The following is a 17,555-nucleotide window of genomic DNA, read 5'->3' on the forward strand; positions in this document are numbered from 1 at the left end:
AAGAGCAAAACGGGCGCAGGAGTATAAAGCGCCTGCGCCCGCTTTTACATGCTGGTCGTCCGGATCAACGGACTTTGTCCTCAGTGAGCGTCAGCGCTTGCGGGTCGAAGTCGTCCACGTCGATGACCTTGCGGCGTGCCGTTTCAGCGGCTCGCAGGGTCTGCGCTTCAGTTGCATTCAGCACGCCCGCTTCGAGCGCTGCATCGATAAGGGGCTCTCCAGGTGCCGGGTCGAGCTGACCCTGCTTCAGTGCCGAGTGCAACTTCTTGTGCAGTGGATGGGCGGTGGCCAGCAGGTCGGCGGCGTATTGCAGCGCACCGACAGGATCATACTGTGACTGTGGGCGATAGCAGCCTTGAAGCAACTCCTCCAAAGTCGGATCGCCCTTGGCGCGACCGATAACCGCTGCCACCTCGGCATCGAGCCGGTCGCTCGGACCTTTATGACGCCGGCCGAAAGGAAACACCACCACACGCAACAGGCAGCCCAGCAGCCGGCTTGGGAAGTTGGCCAGCAGCTCGTCCAACGCCCGCTCCGACTGACCCAGGCTTTCTTCCATGGCCCACTGGAACAGTGGCGCCATATGGTCCGGCGAATCGAGATCGTGGTAGCGCTTGAGTGCAGCCGAGGCCAGGTAAAGGTTGCTCAACACATCACCCAATCGGGCAGACAAGCGCTCGCGGCGCTTGAGCTCACCACCCAGCAACATCATGCTCAGGTCCGCCAGCAAGGCAAATGCCGCCGCTTGCCGGTTGAGGGCGCGGAAATAGCCTTGGCTCAAGGCGTTGCCTGGCACGTTATCGAAATGCCGCAGGCCGAGATTCAGCACCAAGGTACTGGCGGCATTGCTGACCGCGAAACCGATGTGCTTGAGCAGCAGTGCGTCGAATTCGAGCAATGCCTGGTCTTTGTCCTCGCGGGTGGCCAGGGCCATTTCCTTGAGCACGAACGGATGGCAGCGGATGGCACCCTGGCCGAAGATCATCAGGTTGCGCGACAGGATATTCGCGCCTTCGACCGTGATGAAAATCGGCGCGCCTTGCCAACTGCGTCCCAGGTAGTTGTTAGGACCCATGATGATGCCTTTGCCGCCGTGAACGTCCATGGCGTGGCTGATGCATTCGCGGCCACGTTCGGTCAGGTGGTACTTGAGGATCGCCGACAGCACCGAAGGTTTTTCGCCGAGGTCCACCGCGTTGGCCGTCAGCATGCGCGCGGCGTCCATCAGCCAGGCATTGCCACCGATGCGCGCCATGGCTTCCTGGATGCCTTCGAAGGCCGACAACGGCACGTTGAATTGTTCACGCACCTGGGTGTACTGGCCGGTGACCAGGCTGGTGAACTTCGCCGCGCCGGTACCGACCGCGGGCAATGAAATCGAGCGCCCGACCGACAGGCAGTTCATCAGCATCATCCAGCCCTTGCCGAGCATGGCCTGGCCGCCGATCAGAAAGTCCAGCGGGATGAAGACATCCTTGCCCCAGTTCGGCCCGTTCATGAAGGCGGCGCCGAGGGGCAGATGGCGACGGCCGATCTGAACGCCGGGCGTGTCGGTGGGGATCAGCGCCAGGCTGATTCCCAGGTCTTCTTCGTCGCCCAGCAAGCGGTCCGGGTCATAGGCCTTGAAGGCCAGGCCGAGGAGGGTGGCGACCGGGCCTAGGGTGATGTAGCGCTTTTCCCAGTTCAGGCGCAGGCCAAGGGTTTCCTCGCCTTGCCACTCGCCTTTGCAGATGATCCCGGTGTCGGGCATCGCCCCGGCGTCGGACCCGGCCAGTGGGCCGGTCAGCGCGAAGCAGGGGATGTCGTCGCCACGGGCCAGTCGCGGCAGGTAATGGTTGCGTTGTTCGTCGGTGCCGTAATGCAGCAACAGTTCCGCGGGGCCGAGGGAATTGGGGACCATGACGGTGGAAGCCAGGTCGCCGCTGCGGGTGGCGAGCTTCATTGCCACCTGGGAGTGGGCATAGGCGGAGAACCCCTTGCCACCGTATTCCTTGGGAATGATCAGGGCGAAAAAACCATGCTCCTTGATGTGTGCCCACGCTTCGGGCGGCAGGTCCATCGCCTGGCCGATCTGCCAGTCGCTGACCATCGCACAAAGCGCTTCGGTAGGGCCGTCGAGGAACGCCTGCTCCTCGTCGGTCAGACGAACCTTGGGGTAAGCCAGCAGCGTGTCCCAGTCTGGCCGTCCACTGAAAAGCTCGCCATCCCACCATACCGTGCCAGCGTCGATGGCGTCGCGCTCGGTCTGGGACATGGGCGGCAGGGTTTTCTGGAACCAGTCGAACATCGGCGCGCTGAAGTATTTGCGGCGCAGGTCCGGTAGCAGCAGCGGTGCCGCGATGGCGGCGAGCACCAGCCAGAGAACGAGCATCAGCCAGCCGGGTGCATGGCTGGCGATGCCCATCACCAGCAGGTAGACGGCGACGATGCCTAGCGCCGGTAGCGGGGCGGTGCGACGATGCGCCAGCCAGGCTACCCCGACGACCAGAACCAGTATCCACAACAACAGCATAAGTGATCCTCCGTGAACCAAGGCAAAACCGACCTTCAGAGCTTAGACGGCCCCTGCAAAACCGGCAGTCGGCGCGATGTGATTGATTTCGTGGGAAACCCTCGACGTATCGCGCCAGTCTGGTTGGCAACAACCGTGGGAAATCGTTCGTTGCCAGCGTGAGAAAACGCCATTGTTTGGCACAAATGCCGTGTCGGCCCCGGATGGGTCGACAGCGCGGGTCGGCTCCGTGGCGGGTAATGATTTGAGCCGTTCCTCATCCGGCGTATGCTGCTGCGGCATTTATCCTTTGAGGAAGCCGAGATGCTGAAGATTTGGGGCCGGAAGAACTCATCGAATGTTCGAAAGGCGTTGTGGTGTGCCGAGGAACTGGGACTGGCCTACGAGGCCATCGATGCCGGCGGGGCCTTCGGTGTGGTGGATACGCCGCAGTACCGCGCCAAGAACCCCAACGGTCGGGTTCCGATGCTGGAAGACGAAGGCTTCGTGCTCTGGGAGTCGAATACCATCGTTCGCTACCTGGCCGCTCGTCATGCATCGGGTTCGGCTTGGTACCCCGACGATGTCCAGGCCCGGGCCAAGGCAGAGAAGTGGATGGACTGGACCACGTCCAGCTTCGCGGCCCCGTTTCGCACGGTATTCTGGGGCGTCCTGCGCACCCCGCCCGAGCAGCAGGACTGGGTTGCCATCAAGGCGGCGATCAAGGAGTGCGACGACCTGCTGGCGATGGTCGACCAGGCCCTGGCCGAACAGCCTTACCTTGGCGGTGATGAAATCGGCATGGGCGACATTCCCCTCGGCAGTTTCATTTATGCCTGGTTCGAGATGCCCATCGAGCGCGCCGCGCTGCCGAACCTCCAAGCCTGGTATGCACGGCTCAGGCAGCGTCCGGCCTATCAGAAAGCTGTCATGACCGCGTTGACTTAATAGTTACTATCGACACACTTCACTGTACTTGTGCGGCGACGCCACGCACCATTGCCTTCGTGCGCCATGGTTGCATTGCTCGCCGTGCGCCCTTATCTAGTGTTCTTCTTCCCCCTTCTTGGTGCGTAATCCGATATGAGTTCCGCTCTGTCCATACGGCAGTTAACCAAAACCTACGGCAACGGTTTCCAGGCCCTGAGTGGTATCGATCTGGACGTCGCCGAAGGTGATTTCTTCGCCTTGCTTGGCCCGAACGGGGCAGGCAAATCCACGACCATCGGCATTCTTTCCACTCTGGTGAACAAGACCAGCGGCACGGTCAATGTCTTCGGCCACGACCTGGACCGCGCGCCCGCCGCGCTCAAGCGCTGCATCGGCGTGGTGCCTCAGGAATTCAATTTCAACCAGTTCGAAAAGACCTTCGACATCGTCGTGACCCAGGCCGGCTACTACGGCATCCCACCGAAGATTGCCAACGAGCGCGCCGAACAGTACCTGACCCAACTGGGCTTGTGGGACAAGCGCGACGTGCCGTCCCGTTCGTTGTCCGGTGGCATGAAGCGACGTTTGATGATTGCGCGCGCGCTGGTGCATGAACCGCGCCTGCTGATCCTCGATGAACCGACCGCGGGCGTGGACATCGAACTGCGCCGTTCGATGTGGACCTTCCTGACCGAGCTGAACCAGAAAGGCATCACCATTATCCTCACGACGCATTATCTGGAAGAAGCCGAGCAGCTGTGCCGCAATATCGGCATCATCGACCACGGCACTATCGTCGAGAACACCAGCATGCGGCAGTTGCTGAGCCAATTGCACGTGGAAACCTTTTTGCTGGATCTCAAGCATGACTTGAGCGTCACCCCTCAGCTCGTAGGCTATCCGGCCCGGCTGCTGGACGGCCACACCCTGGAAGTCCAGGTCGACAAATCCGTCGGCATTACCGGGCTGTTCACCCAGCTGGCCCTGCAAAACATCGAAGTGCTGAGCCTGCGCAACAAGACCAATCGCCTTGAGGAGTTGTTCGTGTCCCTGGTGGAAAAAAACCTGGCGAAGGTGGCGGTATGAGTTCGGAACTGCGCCCCAACCTGATCGCCCTCAATACGATCGTTTATCGCGAAGTCCGACGCTTCATGCGGATCTGGCCGCAGACCTTGCTGCCCCCGGCCATCACGATGGTTTTGTACTTTGTGATCTTCGGTAACCTGATCGGCCGGCAGATCGGCGACATGGGCGGCTTTACGTACATGGACTACATCGTGCCGGGGCTGATCATGATGTCGGTGATCACCAACTCCTACGGCAACGTCGTGTCGAGTTTCTTCGGCAGCAAATTCCAGCGTTCGATCGAAGAACTGATGGTCTCACCGGTTTCGCCCCATACGATCCTGATCGGGTTTGCCTTGGGCGGTGTGTTGCGAGGATTGGCGGTGGGCCTGATCGTGACCCTGCTGTCGCTGTTCTTCACCGACCTGCAGGTGCATCACCTGGGCGTGACGATCCTGGTGGTGGTGCTGACGGCTACGATCTTTTCGCTGCTGGGTTTCATCAATGCCGTGTTTGCGCGCAACTTCGACGACATCTCCATCATCCCGACCTTCGTACTGACGCCGCTGACCTACCTGGGTGGAGTGTTCTATTCGATCTCCTTGCTGCCCCCGTTCTGGCAGACCGTATCGCTGGCCAACCCGGTGTTGCATATGGTCAACGCGTTTCGCTACGGGATCCTTGGGGTGTCGGACATTCGCATCAGTATCGCGATCACCTTCATGCTGGTTGCGACCGTGGTGCTTTACGTGGGGTGCGCGCGGTTGCTGGTGAGTGGGCGGGGAATGCGTACCTGAGATTGTCTTGGGTTCTTCGTTTTTTTTGGGGTGCGTGAATACATGCACCCCAAAATCATCACATCCGACTCCGCTTGCGCCGCCTCCATTGTCTGGTAACCCACCAGCGCCAGTACGCCATCGTCACGAAGTATGCCAGCGCCCCAAGTACCAACCCAGTCACCACCGAACCCAACAGAAACGGCTGCCACAACGTCGCCAGCTGGTGGGTGATCCACTCCCAGGTCAATTCGTCCGGCAACGTCCGGGCTGGCACATCCATCAGCCAGGCGCCGGTTTGATAAGTGCAGAAGAACACCGCCGGCATGGTGATGGGGTTGGTCAGCCAGACCAGGCTCACGGCAATCGGAATGTTGCCGCGAACCGTGATGGCCAGCGCCGCGGCCAGCAGCATTTGCAGGGGAATGGGCAAGAAAGCGGCGAACAGGCCGACGGCCATCGCCCGGGCGACCGAATGGCGATTGAGGTGCCAAAGGTTGGGGTCGTGCAGCAGCGTACCGAGAAAGCGTAAGGATTTGTGTTCCCGAATGCTCGCTGGGTCAGGCATGTAACGTTTGAATAGGCGCCGGGGCATAAGGCTTCTCGGTCGGATCACAGCAGTCAGGCCGCAAGTATGTCCGGATTCTACGACTGACAGATTCAGACTTTGTGACAATTGATAACGCGCAGGGTGCCATTGAGCGTCTAAGCCTGGAGAGGGAACTCTCAAGGATGGGCTTATGCGCACGGCAATGGTCGCGCTTGCACTGGGGCTGCTGGCCCCGATTTTTCTACCGGCCTTGCCGCCGTCCTGGTTGATTGCAGCCATGACTGTGGCGGCATTGTTGGTGTTGCCGACGCGTACGTACTGGGCAGGCTTGTTCTTCATCGGGCTGGCCTGGGCCTGTTTTTGCGCACAGCTCGCATTGGACGATCGGTTGTCCGTCGCGCTGGAGGGTGAGACTCGCTGGGTCGAGGGGCGGGTCGTCGGTTTGCCGCAACAGGGTGATGGCGTCGTGCGTTTCGAGCTCGCCGATGCGCATTCCCGGCGTACGCGTTTGCCGGCGTCGATGCGCCTGGCCTGGTATGGCGGGCCGCTGGTCAGTAGTGGAGAGACGTGGCGCCTGGCGGTGAAACTCAAGCGACCCGCGGGGTTGCTCAATCCCCATGGCTTCGACTATGAGGCCTGGCTGTTGAGCAGGGGGATCGGTGCGACCGGCACCGTCAAGGATGGTTCGCTGCTACAACCGGCCAAGGGCGCCTGGCGCGATGGGGTGCGCCAGGCACTGGCAAAGGTCGATGCCCAGGGCCGTTCCGGTGCGCTGCTGGCGTTGATCCTCGGCGACGGCGCCGGGTTGAGCCGCGAAGAATGGCGGGTGCTGCAAGACACCGGCACCGTCCATCTGCTGGTGATTTCCGGGCAGCATATTGGCCTGCTTGCCGGCCTGGTCTATCTGCTGGTGGCGGGGGCGGCGCGTTATGGCGTCTGGCCGGCGCGTTTGCCGTGGTTGCCCTGGGCGTGCGCCCTGGCATTTGCCGCGGCCCTGGGGTACGGCCTGCTCGCCGGGTTCGATGTGCCGGTGCGACGGGCCTGCGCAATGATTGGCCTGGTGCTGTTGTGGCGCTTGCGTTTCCGCCAGGCTCAACCCTGGTGGGCCTGGATGGCGGCGTTCGTCGGGGTGCTGGTGCTAGATCCGCTGGCCAGCCTGCGGCCAGGCTTCTGGTTGTCGTTCGCTGCGGTGGCGATATTGATGTTCACTGTAGGCGGTCGCCTGGGGCCGTGGCGCTGGTGGCAGACGTGGACCCGCGCCCAGTGGTTCATTGCCCTGGGGCTGTGCCCGCTGTTATTGATCCTGGGACTGCCGGTCAGCCTCAGCGGTCCTTTGATCAACCTGCTGGCGGTGCCCTGGATCAGCCTGTTGGTGTTGCCCTCGGCACTGCTTGGCACGGCGTTGCTGCCGATCCCCTTCGTCGGTGAAAGCCTGCTCTGGATCGCCGGCGGGCTGCTCGATCTGCTGTTCAATGGGCTCGGCTTGGCTGCCGGGCAGGTGCCGGCCTGGGTGCCTCTCGCCATACCGCTGTGGGCGTGGTGCATTGCAGCGACCGGTGCTCTGCTGTTGTTGCTGCCCGAGGGCGTGCCCCTACGCCTCCTCGGATGGCCGATGTTGTTGCTGATGGTTTTTCCTCCCAGGGAAGAAGTGCCTCCGGGCCAAGCGGAAGTCTGGCAATTGGACGTCGGCCAGGGGTTGGCGATCCTGGTGCGCACCCATCGGCATACCTTGCTCTACGACGCAGGGCCGCGCTTTGGCGAGGCGGATTCAGGCGAGCGCGTGGTCGTGCCGACCTTGCACAAGCTTGGTGTGGAAAAGATCGACCTTCTGTTGCTTAGCCACGCCGATGCCGATCACGCCGGCGGAGCCCAGGCCGTGCGCAACCGATTGCCAACGACTCGGGTCATCAGCGGTGATCCGCAAGCGCTGCCCGGGGATTTGCAGGCGGGTTCATGCGATAGCGGCGAGAGCTGGGCATGGGACGGGGTCAGGTTCGAGCTCTGGCGCTGGGATTCAGCTGTCGAAAGCAATCAGAAATCCTGTGTCTTAGTGGTCATGGCGGGCGAGGAGCGACTGCTGTTGACCGGCGACATCGATACCCACGCCGAGCGCGCCTTGCTCGAAGGTCCCTTGGCGGGACCGATCCAATGGCTGGCGGCACCGCACCATGGCAGCCGCAGCTCATCGTCGATGGCGCTGCTGGCGCGGCTCAAACCTCATTCGGTGTTGATATCCAGGGGGCGGAGCAACGCGTTCGGCCATCCGCACCCCTGGGTGATCGAGCGATACAGGAGGTTGGGCCTGTCGATTTTCGACAGCGCCGAGCAGGGCGCCATTCGTCTGCAACTGGGCGCCTTCGCGCCGGCGCGCACCCAGGCAGGTGTTCGGCGTTACTGGCGTGACCGGCTGGCCGCGGGGGCTTGGACAGAACATTGACCCAGCTCGTCAGTCATGGTCGTGTTGTCGGCGGCACGGGTCTGCACCGCGCGTCTGTATGATAAAGTGGCGCACTTTTTCGAGGGGGCAGTCACTGTGTGGGAATTGGTCAAATCCGGCGGCTGGATGATGTTGCCGATCATTCTGAGTTCCATCGCGGCATTGGGAATCGTTGCCGAACGCCTGTGGACCCTGCGGGTCAGCCGCGTGACCCCGGAGCATCTGCTCGGGCAGGTCTGGGTCTGGATCAAGGACAAGCAGCTGAACAAGGACAAGCTCAAGGAGTTGCGTGCCAGTTCGCCGCTGGGCGAAATCCTTGCGGCGGGCCTGGCGAACTCCAAGCATGGCCGCGAGATCATGAAGGAGTGCATCGAAGAGGCGGCTGCCCGGGTCATCCATGAGCTGGAGCGCTACCTCAATGCCTTGGGAACCATTGCCGCCATGGCCCCGTTGCTGGGATTGCTGGGCACGGTGCTGGGCATGATCGATATTTTCAGTGCATTTACCGGGACCGGCATGACAACCAATGCATCGGTGCTGGCCGGTGGCATTTCCAAGGCGTTGATCACCACCGCAGCCGGTTTGATGGTGGGAATCCCCTCGGTATTTTTCCATCGTTTCCTGCAACGTCGCGTCGATGAGTTGGTGGTGGGCATGGAGCAGGAAGCCATTAAGTTGGTCGAGGTGGTGCAGGGCGACCGGGATGTGGACCTGGCCGGGGGCAAGAAGTGAAATTCCGCCGCAAACCACGGGAAACCATCGAGATCAATCTCGCGTCGCTGATCGACGTGGTATTCATCCTGCTGCTGTTTTTCGTCGTGACCACCACGTTTACCCGGGAGACCCAGCTCAAGGTCGAATTGCCGCAGGCCGTCAGTGGCTCGCCGGCCGAAGACCAGCAACTGAAGAACCTGGAGGTCACCATCAGCGTCGAAGGGACGTTCTCGGTCAACAACAATCTGTTGCCCAAAAGTGACCTGGCGAGCCTGATCGAGGCCCTGCAGAGGGAGTCCGGCGGCGATACCAGCCTGCCGCTCTCCATCAGCGCCGACGGAAAGACGCCTCATCAATCGGTCATCACCGCCATGGACGCCGCCGGCAAGCTCGGCTTCAGCCATCTGCGCATGACCACCGTCGAGGCGGCGCCCGCACCCTGATGGCCATGTCCGATCGATTGCTTGCCGCCTGGTATGAAGGGCATCCCGCCCTCGCGCTACTGCGGCCACTTGAATGGCTGTACCGACGCGTCGTGGTCGGCAAACGCGAGCGTTTCCTGGCAGGCGAGGGTGAGGTTTACCAGCCGCCCGTGCCGCTGATCGTGGTTGGTAATATCACCGTTGGCGGCACTGGCAAGACGCCGCTGATTCTGTGGATGATCGAACATTGCCGGCGCAGTGGCCTGCGGGTCGGCGTAGTCAGCCGGGGCTACGGCGCCAAGCCGCCGCAATTGCCCTGGCGGGTCGCGGCGGACCAGGGCGCCGACATCGCGGGCGACGAGCCGCTGCTGATCGTCCAGCGCACCGGCGTGCCATTGATGATCGATCCCGATCGCAGCCGCGCTGTCCGGGCTTTGTTGGAAAGCGAGCCGCTGGATCTGATCCTGTCCGACGATGGCATGCAGCATTATCGCCTGGCGCGGGACCTTGAACTGGTATTGATCGACAATGCCCGGGGCCTGGGCAACCGGCGTTGCCTGCCTGCCGGTCCGCTGCGCGAGCCGGTCGAGCGCCTGCAATCGGTCGACGCCGTACTGTTCAACGGCGCCAGCGCTGATCGCGAGGACGGCTTCGCCTTCCAGCTCCAACCCACCCTGCTGGTCAACCTGGCCAGCGGCGAACGGCGCTCCCTCGATCATTTTCCACCCGGCCAGGCCCTGCACGCCGTGGCCGGCATCGGCAATCCGCAGCGTTTCTTCACGACCCTTGAAACGCTACACTGGCGGCCAATACCGCACGGGTTTGCCGATCATGCCGAATACAGTGCCCAGGCGTTGAATTTTACGCCGTCCCTGCCGGTGGTCATGACGGAAAAGGACGCGGTCAAGTGCCGTGCCTTCGCCGCGCCCGACTGGTGGTACCTGGCGGTGGACGCAGCACCTTCGCCGGCCTTCGCGGCCTGGTTCGATACGCAGCTGATGCGCCTGTTGCCGGATCGGCTCTTGCCTTAAACGTTTTTCCAGGGGATTTTTCATGGACACCAAACTGCTCGATATCCTGGCTTGCCCGGTCTGCAAAGGCCCGCTCAAGCTCAGCGCCGACAAGACCGAGCTGATCAGCAAGGGCGCCGGCCTGGCCTATCCGATTCGCGACGGCATCCCGGTGATGCTCGAGAGCGAAGCCCGCACCCTGACCACCGATGAGCGCCTGGATAAATGACCACAGCCTTTACCGTCGTCATTCCGTCGCGCTTCGCCTCGACGCGCCTGCCTGGCAAGCCGTTGTTGTTGATCGCCGGCAAGCCGATGATCCAGCATGTCTGGGAACAGGCCAGCAAGAGCAGCGCCCAACGCGTAGTGGTCGCGACGGACGATGCGCGCATCGTTGAGGCGTGCGAGGGCTTTGGCGCCGAGGTGGTGATGACGCGCGAGGACCACAACTCTGGTACTGATCGCCTGGCGGAAGTGGCCGCGAAGCTCGGGCTGGCGCCCGATGCCATCGTCGTCAACGTGCAGGGCGACGAGCCATTGATACCGCCAAGTGTCATCGACCAGGTGGCCGCGAACCTGGCGGCCCATCCCGAGGCGCGCATGGCCACCCTGGCCGAGCCGATCGAGGACGTGCCGACGCTGTTCAACCCCAATGTGGTCAAGGTGGTCAGCGACCTCAACGGCCTCGCGCTCACTTTCAGTCGCGCCACCTTGCCCTGGGCCCGGGAGGCCTTCGCGCAGAGCCGCGACGTGCTGCCCGACGGTGTGCCGTACCGCCGCCATATCGGCATCTATGCCTACCGCGCCGGTTTCCTCCAGGACTTCGTCGCGTGGGGGCCGTGCTGGCTGGAAAATACTGAGGCCCTGGAGCAACTGCGCGCATTGTGGCATGGCGTGCGGATCCACGTCGCCGATGCCTTGATCGCGCCTCCGACCGGGGTGGATACCCCCGAAGACCTTGAGCGCGTTCGTCGCCTGCTGGAGGCTTGATGCGGGTTCTGTTCGTCTGTCTTGGCAATATCTGCCGGTCGCCCACAGCCGAAGGTATCTTGCGCCACAAATTGCGCGAAGCCGGGCTGCAAGAGCAGGTGGAAGTCGCTTCCGCCGGCACCGGCGACTGGCATGTCGGTAAAGCGCCGGACAAACGCAGCATGGCCGCGGCCCTGCGTCGCGGCTACGATTTATCGGCCCAGCGAGCCCGGCAGGTGACCCGCGCCGATTTCGCCACCTATGACCTGATCCTGGCGATGGACAGCAGCAACCTGCGCAACCTCAAGGTCTTGCAACCGGCCAATGCCCGAGCAGAGCTGGACCTTTTCCTGCGTCGCTACGAAGCCGAACTCGATGAAGTGCCTGACCCTTACTACGACGGTGAGCAAGGTTTCGAGCAGGTGCTGGATCTGATCGAGCGCGCCACGGATCGTCTGGTGATCGAATTGAAGGGGCGGTTATGACCTTGCAAGTCCAGACGGGCGTCAGCCTCAAGCCGTACAACAGCTTCGGCGTGGATGTCGGCGCCCGGCTGTTCGCCGAAGCCCACAGCGATACGGATGTTCGGGAAGCCTTGGCCTATGCCGCCGGCCACGACGTGCCGCTGCTGGTCATTGGCGGCGGCAGCAACCTGTTGCTGACCGGCGACATCAACGCGCTCGTGTTACGCATGGCCAGCCGGGGGATTCGCTTGCTCGTCGATGACGGCGAGCGGGTGGTGATCGAGGCCGAGGCCGGGGAGCCGTGGCATCCGTTTGTCCAGCACACGCTGGCGCAAGGTTGGTCGGGCCTGGAGAACCTCAGCCTGATTCCCGGTACGGTGGGGGCGGCGCCGATGCAGAACATCGGTGCCTACGGTGTGGAAATAAAGGATGTTTTCGCCGGCCTCACCGCGTTGGATCGCTACACCGGCGAGCTGCGCGATTTCACCGTCGACGAATGCGCCTTCGCCTACCGCGACAGCCTGTTCAAGCAGCAGCCGGACCGCTGGTTGATCCTGCGGGTGCGCTTTGCCCTCAGCCGTATCGCGCATTTGCACCTGGAATACGGCCCGGTGCGCCAGCGCTTGACCGAACAAGGCATCGACCAGGCGACGCCTGCCGATGTCAGCCGGGCGATCTGCAGCATCCGCAGCGAGAAACTCCCAGACCCCGCCGTACTCGGCAACGCCGGGAGTTTTTTCAAGAATCCATTGGTGCCGGCCGCTCACATGGCGCATCTCAAGGCGCAATACCCCGACCTGGTGGCTTATCCACAGGCTGGTGGGCAGATGAAAATCGCCGCCGGCTGGCTGATCGAGCGGGCCGGTTGGAAAGGGTTCCGCGAAGGCGACGCCGGAGTGCATAAGTTGCAGGCGCTGGTGTTGGTCAACTATGGCAATGCCACGGGGCTGGAGCTGCTGGATCTGGCTCGACGGATTCAGAAAGACATCGCCGAGCGTTTCCAGGTCGAGCTGGAAATGGAACCTAATCGGTATTGATAGCCCTCGCAATCGCGTCAGGAAAAACGCCCTGCACCGCCCGCACAATGTGATTTGTGCAGGATTGTGCAGGGCGTTTTGCGTGTTCCTGGGTTAATTTAACTGGCTGATGATGCGAGCATTCGCGTCCCAAGGCCCGGTGCAGACGCTTGCTTGCGTATGCGCAACGAAGAGCCCGATTAGCCTGAGCCAATCTGCGATACCGAACCGATAACCCAACGGCAGATGGCTCGACCCTCATAACTCGATAACGATGCGGGCGTGCCCATGATTACCCTGAAACTCAATGGAAAAGATCACTCACTGGATGTGACCGAGGACATGCCTCTGCTATGGGCGATCCGAGACGTGGCCGGCTATAACGGCACCAAGTTCGGCTGCGGCATGGGCCTGTGCGGCGCCTGCACCATCCACATCGACGGCGCCCCGGCGCGCAGTTGCATCACGCCGATCGGCTCAGTGAAAGGCCAGAACATCAGCACCATCGACGCGCTTCACGTCGATCCGGTCGGGCAGGTCGTGCAGAAGGCCTGGCTGGATACCGCCGTCGCCCAATGCGGCTATTGCCAGGGCGGGCAAATCATGTCCGCCACGGCGTTGCTCAAGACCAACCCCAACCCCAGCGACGAGCAGATCGAAGAAGCCATGGCTGGCAACATCTGCCGCTGCGGTACGTATAACCGGATCAAGACCGCGATCCGCCAGGCTTCCACTCACTTGAAGGAGGCCAAGGCATGAGCCGCTTGCCCGCTGATTTCGCGCTGAGCAACCTCAGCCGTCGTGGATTTCTCAAGGGCGCCAGCGCCACCGGCGCGCTGGTCCTGGCCGCCACTTGGGGCCTGCCGGATGCCTTTGCCGAAGAGAAGAAGTTCGGCGCCGAGGGCATGCCCCATGGCGCGGTCGATGATCCGAAGGTGTACGTCAGTATCGCCGCCGACGGCAGCGTGACAGTGATCTGCAACCGTTCGGAAATGGGCCAGGGCGTGCGTACCAGCCTGAGCATGGTAGTGGCCGACGAACTGGATGCCGACTGGGCACTCGTCAAGGTCCAGCAGGCGCCGGCGGACGAGGCGCGTTTCGGCAACCAGGACACCGACGGTTCACGCAGCATGCGTCACTGGTACGAGCCGATGCGTCGTTGCGGTGCCGCGGCCCGGACCATGCTCGAACTCGCCGCCGCTGCGCAGTGGAAGGTGCCGGCGCAAGAATGCCGTGCACAGCTGCACAAAGTGGTGCATGAACCTTCAGGGCGCGAGTTGGGTTATGGCGAGCTGGCTGCCGCCGCCAGTGCCTTGCCGGTACCGGCTCGCGACAGCCTACGCCTCAAGCAGCCCTCGGAGTTCCGCTACATCGGCAAGCAAGCGAGCCGCGCCATCGATGGCGCAGACATCGTCAACGGTCGTGCGGTCTTTGGCGCCGATGTGCATTTCGACGGAATGCTCTACGCCGTCGTGGCCCGTCCGCCGGTCTATGGCGGCAAGGTCAAGTCCGTGGATAGCAGCGCAGCGCTGAAAGTACCTGGTGTGGTCAAAGTGCTGCAGATCGAAGGGCGCCCGTTGCCTTCCGAGTTCCAACCCCTGGGCGGCGTCGCCGTGGTGGCGAAGAACACTTGGGCGGCGATCAAGGGCCGCGATGCACTGAAGATCCAGTGGGACGATGGCCCGAACGCTGGTTATGACTCCATTGCCTACCGCAAGGAACTGGAAGCGGCCGCCCTCAAGCCCGGAAAAGTCCTGCGCAGCACCGGCGATCTCGACGGTGCGCTGACCCAGGCTGATTCAACTCTTGACGCGTCGTATTACCTGCCGCACCTGTCCCAGTCGCCCATGGAACCGATGGTGGCCGTCGCCCGGTTCAAGGACGGTCAATGCGAGGCCTGGGCACCCAGCCAGGCACCGCAGGTGACCCGTGAACGCGTGGCCGAGCGCCTGGGCATTCCTTTCGAAAAGGTCACGGTGAACATCACGCTGCTGGGCGGCGGTTTCGGACGCAAGTCGAAACCCGACTTCGTCGTCGAAGCGGCTGTCCTCGCCAAGGAATTTCCCGGCCAGGCCGTACGGGTGCAATGGACCCGCGAGGACGATATCCATCACTCGTATTTCCATACGGTATCGGCTGAATACCTGAAGGCCGGCCTGGACAAGAACGGCATGCCCTCCGCTTGGCTGCACCGCACCGTGGCCCCGACCATCACCGCGCTGTTCGCGCCCGGCATGACCCATGAAGCACCATTCGAAGTGGGCATGGGCGTGACGAACATGGCCTACGCCATTCCCAACATGCGCCTGGAAAACCCCGAGGCGGTGGCCCATACCCGGGTTGGCTGGTATCGCTCGGTCTCGAACATTCCCCATGGCTTCGCGATCCAGAGTTTCATTGACGAACTGGCCCACAAGGCCGGCCAGGATCCGCTGAAATACCACCTCAAGTTGCTGGGTCCGGACCGCAAGATCGATCCGAATTCCCTGAATGACGGTTGGAACTACGGCGAATCCCCCGAGCGTTATCCCATCGACACGGCGCGGATCCGTACCGTGCTGGAAACCGCCGCGAAGGCCGCCGGTTGGGGACGTGAGCTACCCAAGGGGCGGGGATTGGGATTGGCGGTGCACTACAGCTTCGTCACTTATGTGGCAGCGGCGATCGAAGTCGAGGTCAAGGACGACGGCACGGTGATCGTGCACAAGGCGGACATCGCCGTGGACTGCGGTCCGCAGATCAACCCTGAGCGCATCCGCTCGCAGTTCGAAGGTGCCTGCGTCATGGGTCTGGGCAATGCGATGGTCGGCGAGATCAGCTTCAAGGATGGCAAGGTGCAGCAGGACAATTTCCATATGTACGAAGTGGCGCGAATGTCCCTGGCGCCCAAGGAAGTGGCGGTGCATCTGATCACTCCGCCGGGCGAGGTACCGTTGGGCGGTGTTGGCGAACCGGGCGTGCCGCCCATTGCGCCGGCCTTGTGCAACGCGATCTTCGCTGCCACTGGCAAGCGTATCCGCAATCTGCCCGTGCGTTATCAGCTGCAAGGCTGGCAACAGGCCAAAGCCTGATGGACAGCGTTGACCTGAACGTATTGCGCAGCGTCCTGGAATGGCGCCGCGCTGGGCAGCGGGTGGTGTTGTTCACCGTGGTTCAGACCTGGGGCACCGCGCCCAGACCTCCGGGGGCCATGTTGGCCCTGCGCGAGGACGGCGTGGTGATCGGTTCGGTATCGGGCGGTTGTGTCGAGGATGACCTGATCGCCCGGCTGCACGACGGCCGTATTCCCGAGGACGGTCCGCCGGTGCAACTCATCACCTACGGCGTCACCCGCGAAGAGGCAGCGCGCTTCGGCCTGCCGTGTGGCGGTACGTTGCGCCTGACCGAAGAGCGGGTCGGCGATCCTGCCTGGGTCGCCGAATTGCTTGAGCGATGCGAGGCCCATGAAATCGTCGCCCGGGAGCTGACGATCGCCAGTGGCAATGTGACTCTGGCGCCGGCGAGCAAAACCGACGCCCTGGTGTTCGACGGGCAGCTGCTGCGAGCCATTTATGGCCCGCGTTGGCGGTTGCTGCTGATCGGTGCTGGGCAACTGTCCCGTTACGTGGCGGAAATGGCCCGATTGCTGGATTTCGAGGTGCTGATCTGCGATCCGCGCAAGGAGTTTGTCTACGGTTGGGAAGAACAGCATGGCCGCTTCGTTACCGGCATGCCCGACGAAGCGGTTCTGGACATCCAGACCGACGAACGCACGGCGATCGTGGCCCTGACCCATGATCCGCGCCTGGACGACATGGCACTGCTCACCGCCCTGGATTCCAAGGCCTTTTACGTCGGCGCTCTGGGCTCGCGGGTCAACAGCCAGAAGCGCCGAGATAACCTGGCTCAGCTAGGCTTGTCCGCAGAGGCGATCGGACGCTTGCATGGACCAATCGGCCTGCACATTGGCAGCCACACGCCGGCGGAGATCGCTTTGTCGCTGTTGGCTGAAATCGTGGCCATCAAAAATGGCGTGGAACTGCGGCAGAAAAAAACGTTGTAGGCCGTGGACGAGGAGGGCGTATGGAAAAGTCGATTGGCGTGATCATCCTGGCGGCGGGATCGGGCAGTCGCTTTCGTCAGGTAGCCGGCGCGGACAAGGATAAGTTGCTGGCCGACTGCACGGGGCGTGACGGCGCCGTCAGATCGGTAATCGAGCATGTGTTGGTCAACCTGCCGGCATCCTTGGAACGGCGCGTTCTGGTGGTGAACAACGACCGGCCGCAAGCCATTCGCATGGCCCAGGCCTATGGCTGCGATATTGTGGAACTGAACTCCCCCGGCCTGGGGGATAGCATTGCCGCGGGTGTCCAGGCCTGCCCGGATGCCGATGGCTGGCTGATTATGCTGGGCGATATGCCTTTCATCCTGTCGTCGAGCATCGAGCAAGTGGCCGCGGTAATTAGCGAGGAGGGCATCAGCGTGCCGGTCCTCACCGGCGAGTACGGACACCCGGTGGGATTTGGTCGTGGGCTCGGGCCGAAACTGATGGCACTGACCGGGGATTTTGGTGCCAAGGCGCTGTTTACCGGAGCGCAAGTGCTTGAGGTTCCGGTGGACGACCCTGGCGTAACCTGGGATGTCGATGTGCCAGATGCGCTGGCCTTCAAATAAACCATCGACGATGGACCATGACCGGTATCGGCTGCACATCCCGTGTGAGAGCTTTAGG

The 17,555-nt window shown here is 62.5% G+C and carries 17 protein-coding genes; 15 read left to right on the forward strand and 2 right to left on the reverse strand.

Annotation, left to right across the window (positions count from 1 at the left end; genetic code table 11):
• Positions 1–64 precede the first annotated feature (64 nt).
• A complete protein-coding gene (locus J3P90_RS07380; protein WP_434676032.1) occupies positions 65–2,512 on the reverse strand; it encodes an acyl-CoA dehydrogenase in 2,448 nt (815 codons plus the stop codon).
• Between the two features lie 303 nt (positions 2,513–2,815).
• Between J3P90_RS07380 and J3P90_RS07385 the strand changes: the two genes are divergently transcribed.
• From J3P90_RS07385 to J3P90_RS07395, 3 genes are all read left to right on the forward strand, one after another.
• Positions 2,816–3,439 carry a glutathione S-transferase family protein gene (locus J3P90_RS07385; protein ID WP_420766900.1) on the forward strand — a complete coding sequence of 208 codons (624 nt, stop codon included), beginning with the start codon at positions 2,816–2,818 and terminating at the stop codon, positions 3,437–3,439.
• A 135-nt stretch (positions 3,440–3,574) separates the two neighbouring features.
• A complete protein-coding gene (locus J3P90_RS07390; RefSeq protein ID WP_434607138.1) occupies positions 3,575–4,507 on the forward strand; it encodes an ABC transporter ATP-binding protein in 933 nt (310 codons plus the stop codon).
• Positions 4,504–5,283, forward strand: a complete 780-nt coding sequence (locus J3P90_RS07395; protein ID WP_420766898.1) for an ABC transporter permease — start codon at positions 4,504–4,506, stop codon at positions 5,281–5,283. The genes J3P90_RS07390 and J3P90_RS07395 overlap by 4 nt, the downstream gene beginning before the upstream one ends.
• Positions 5,284–5,341: 58 nt before the next feature.
• On the opposite strand, the gene J3P90_RS07400 is transcribed toward J3P90_RS07395, so the two are convergent.
• Complete coding sequence (locus J3P90_RS07400; RefSeq protein WP_420766897.1) at positions 5,342–5,857, reverse strand: DUF2062 domain-containing protein; 516 nt, start codon at positions 5,855–5,857, stop codon at positions 5,342–5,344.
• Between the two features lie 145 nt (positions 5,858–6,002).
• On the opposite strand from J3P90_RS07400, the gene J3P90_RS07405 reads away from it, so the two are divergent.
• The 12 genes from J3P90_RS07405 (at position 6,003) to J3P90_RS07460 (ending at position 17,497) form a co-directional block, all read left to right on the forward strand.
• Positions 6,003–8,249: a DNA internalization-related competence protein ComEC/Rec2 gene (locus tag J3P90_RS07405; protein WP_434676033.1), complete on the forward strand. Its 2,247-nt coding sequence runs from the start codon at positions 6,003–6,005 to the stop codon at positions 8,247–8,249.
• A gap of 96 nt (positions 8,250–8,345) precedes the next feature.
• On the forward strand, positions 8,346–8,981 hold the full coding sequence (locus tag J3P90_RS07410; RefSeq protein WP_420766996.1) for a MotA/TolQ/ExbB proton channel family protein: 636 nt from the start codon (positions 8,346–8,348) through the stop codon (positions 8,979–8,981).
• Complete coding sequence (locus J3P90_RS07415) at positions 8,978–9,406, forward strand: ExbD/TolR family protein (RefSeq protein WP_434676034.1); 429 nt, start codon at positions 8,978–8,980, stop codon at positions 9,404–9,406. Before J3P90_RS07410 ends, J3P90_RS07415 begins: the two co-directional genes overlap by 4 nt.
• Complete coding sequence (lpxK, locus tag J3P90_RS07420; RefSeq protein ID WP_434607131.1) at positions 9,406–10,416, forward strand: tetraacyldisaccharide 4'-kinase; 1,011 nt, start codon at positions 9,406–9,408, stop codon at positions 10,414–10,416. The genes J3P90_RS07415 and lpxK overlap by 1 nt, the downstream gene beginning before the upstream one ends.
• A 22-nt stretch (positions 10,417–10,438) precedes the next feature.
• Entirely contained in the window at positions 10,439–10,624 is a 186-nt protein-coding gene (locus tag J3P90_RS07425; protein WP_003179363.1) for a Trm112 family protein, read from the forward strand.
• Positions 10,621–11,385, forward strand: a complete 765-nt coding sequence (gene kdsB / locus J3P90_RS07430; protein ID WP_420766893.1) for a 3-deoxy-manno-octulosonate cytidylyltransferase — start codon at positions 10,621–10,623, stop codon at positions 11,383–11,385. The genes J3P90_RS07425 and kdsB overlap by 4 nt, the downstream gene beginning before the upstream one ends.
• Entirely contained in the window at positions 11,385–11,849 is a 465-nt protein-coding gene (locus J3P90_RS07435; RefSeq protein ID WP_434607127.1) for a low molecular weight protein-tyrosine-phosphatase, read from the forward strand. The genes kdsB and J3P90_RS07435 overlap by 1 nt, the downstream gene beginning before the upstream one ends.
• On the forward strand, positions 11,846–12,865 hold the full coding sequence (gene murB, locus J3P90_RS07440; protein WP_434676035.1) for a UDP-N-acetylmuramate dehydrogenase: 1,020 nt from the start codon (positions 11,846–11,848) through the stop codon (positions 12,863–12,865). Before J3P90_RS07435 ends, murB begins: the two co-directional genes overlap by 4 nt.
• A 267-nt stretch (positions 12,866–13,132) precedes the next feature.
• Positions 13,133–13,603, forward strand: a complete 471-nt coding sequence (locus J3P90_RS07445) for a (2Fe-2S)-binding protein (protein ID WP_420766995.1) — start codon at positions 13,133–13,135, stop codon at positions 13,601–13,603.
• Entirely contained in the window at positions 13,600–15,915 is a 2,316-nt protein-coding gene (locus tag J3P90_RS07450; RefSeq protein WP_434676036.1) for a molybdopterin cofactor-binding domain-containing protein, read from the forward strand. The genes J3P90_RS07445 and J3P90_RS07450 overlap by 4 nt, the downstream gene beginning before the upstream one ends.
• Positions 15,915–16,886: an XdhC family protein gene (locus J3P90_RS07455; protein ID WP_434648553.1), complete on the forward strand. Its 972-nt coding sequence runs from the start codon at positions 15,915–15,917 to the stop codon at positions 16,884–16,886. The genes J3P90_RS07450 and J3P90_RS07455 overlap by 1 nt, the downstream gene beginning before the upstream one ends.
• 20 nt (positions 16,887–16,906) lie before the next feature.
• Entirely contained in the window at positions 16,907–17,497 is a 591-nt protein-coding gene (locus J3P90_RS07460) for a nucleotidyltransferase family protein (RefSeq protein ID WP_434676037.1), read from the forward strand.
• Positions 17,498–17,555 lie beyond the last annotated feature (58 nt).

It is taken from the genome of Pseudomonas sp. D3-10 (assembly GCF_051132175.1).
In the GTDB taxonomy this organism is placed as follows: Bacteria; Pseudomonadota; Gammaproteobacteria; order Pseudomonadales; family Pseudomonadaceae; genus Aquipseudomonas.

Excerpts from the sequence above, each read along its gene's own strand:
- J3P90_RS07380 (WP_434676032.1), bottom strand. The coding sequence starts at position 2,512 with ATGCTGTTGTTGTGGATACTGGTTCTGGTCGTCGGGGTAGCCTGGCTG.
- J3P90_RS07385 (WP_420766900.1), top strand. The coding sequence starts at position 2,816 with ATGCTGAAGATTTGGGGCCGGAAGAACTCATCGAATGTTCGAAAGGCG.
- J3P90_RS07390 (WP_434607138.1), top strand. The coding sequence starts at position 3,575 with ATGAGTTCCGCTCTGTCCATACGGCAGTTAACCAAAACCTACGGCAAC.
- J3P90_RS07395 (WP_420766898.1), top strand. The coding sequence starts at position 4,504 with ATGAGTTCGGAACTGCGCCCCAACCTGATCGCCCTCAATACGATCGTT.
- J3P90_RS07400 (WP_420766897.1), bottom strand. The coding sequence starts at position 5,857 with ATGCCCCGGCGCCTATTCAAACGTTACATGCCTGACCCAGCGAGCATT.
- J3P90_RS07405 (WP_434676033.1), top strand. The coding sequence starts at position 6,003 with ATGCGCACGGCAATGGTCGCGCTTGCACTGGGGCTGCTGGCCCCGATT.
- lpxK (WP_434607131.1), top strand. The coding sequence starts at position 9,406 with ATGGCCATGTCCGATCGATTGCTTGCCGCCTGGTATGAAGGGCATCCC.
- J3P90_RS07425 (WP_003179363.1), top strand. The coding sequence starts at position 10,439 with ATGGACACCAAACTGCTCGATATCCTGGCTTGCCCGGTCTGCAAAGGC.
- kdsB (WP_420766893.1), top strand. The coding sequence starts at position 10,621 with ATGACCACAGCCTTTACCGTCGTCATTCCGTCGCGCTTCGCCTCGACG.
- J3P90_RS07435 (WP_434607127.1), top strand. The coding sequence starts at position 11,385 with ATGCGGGTTCTGTTCGTCTGTCTTGGCAATATCTGCCGGTCGCCCACA.
- murB (WP_434676035.1), top strand. The coding sequence starts at position 11,846 with ATGACCTTGCAAGTCCAGACGGGCGTCAGCCTCAAGCCGTACAACAGC.
- J3P90_RS07445 (WP_420766995.1), top strand. The coding sequence starts at position 13,133 with ATGATTACCCTGAAACTCAATGGAAAAGATCACTCACTGGATGTGACC.
- J3P90_RS07450 (WP_434676036.1), top strand. The coding sequence starts at position 13,600 with ATGAGCCGCTTGCCCGCTGATTTCGCGCTGAGCAACCTCAGCCGTCGT.
- J3P90_RS07455 (WP_434648553.1), top strand. The coding sequence starts at position 15,915 with ATGGACAGCGTTGACCTGAACGTATTGCGCAGCGTCCTGGAATGGCGC.
- J3P90_RS07460 (WP_434676037.1), top strand. The coding sequence starts at position 16,907 with ATGGAAAAGTCGATTGGCGTGATCATCCTGGCGGCGGGATCGGGCAGT.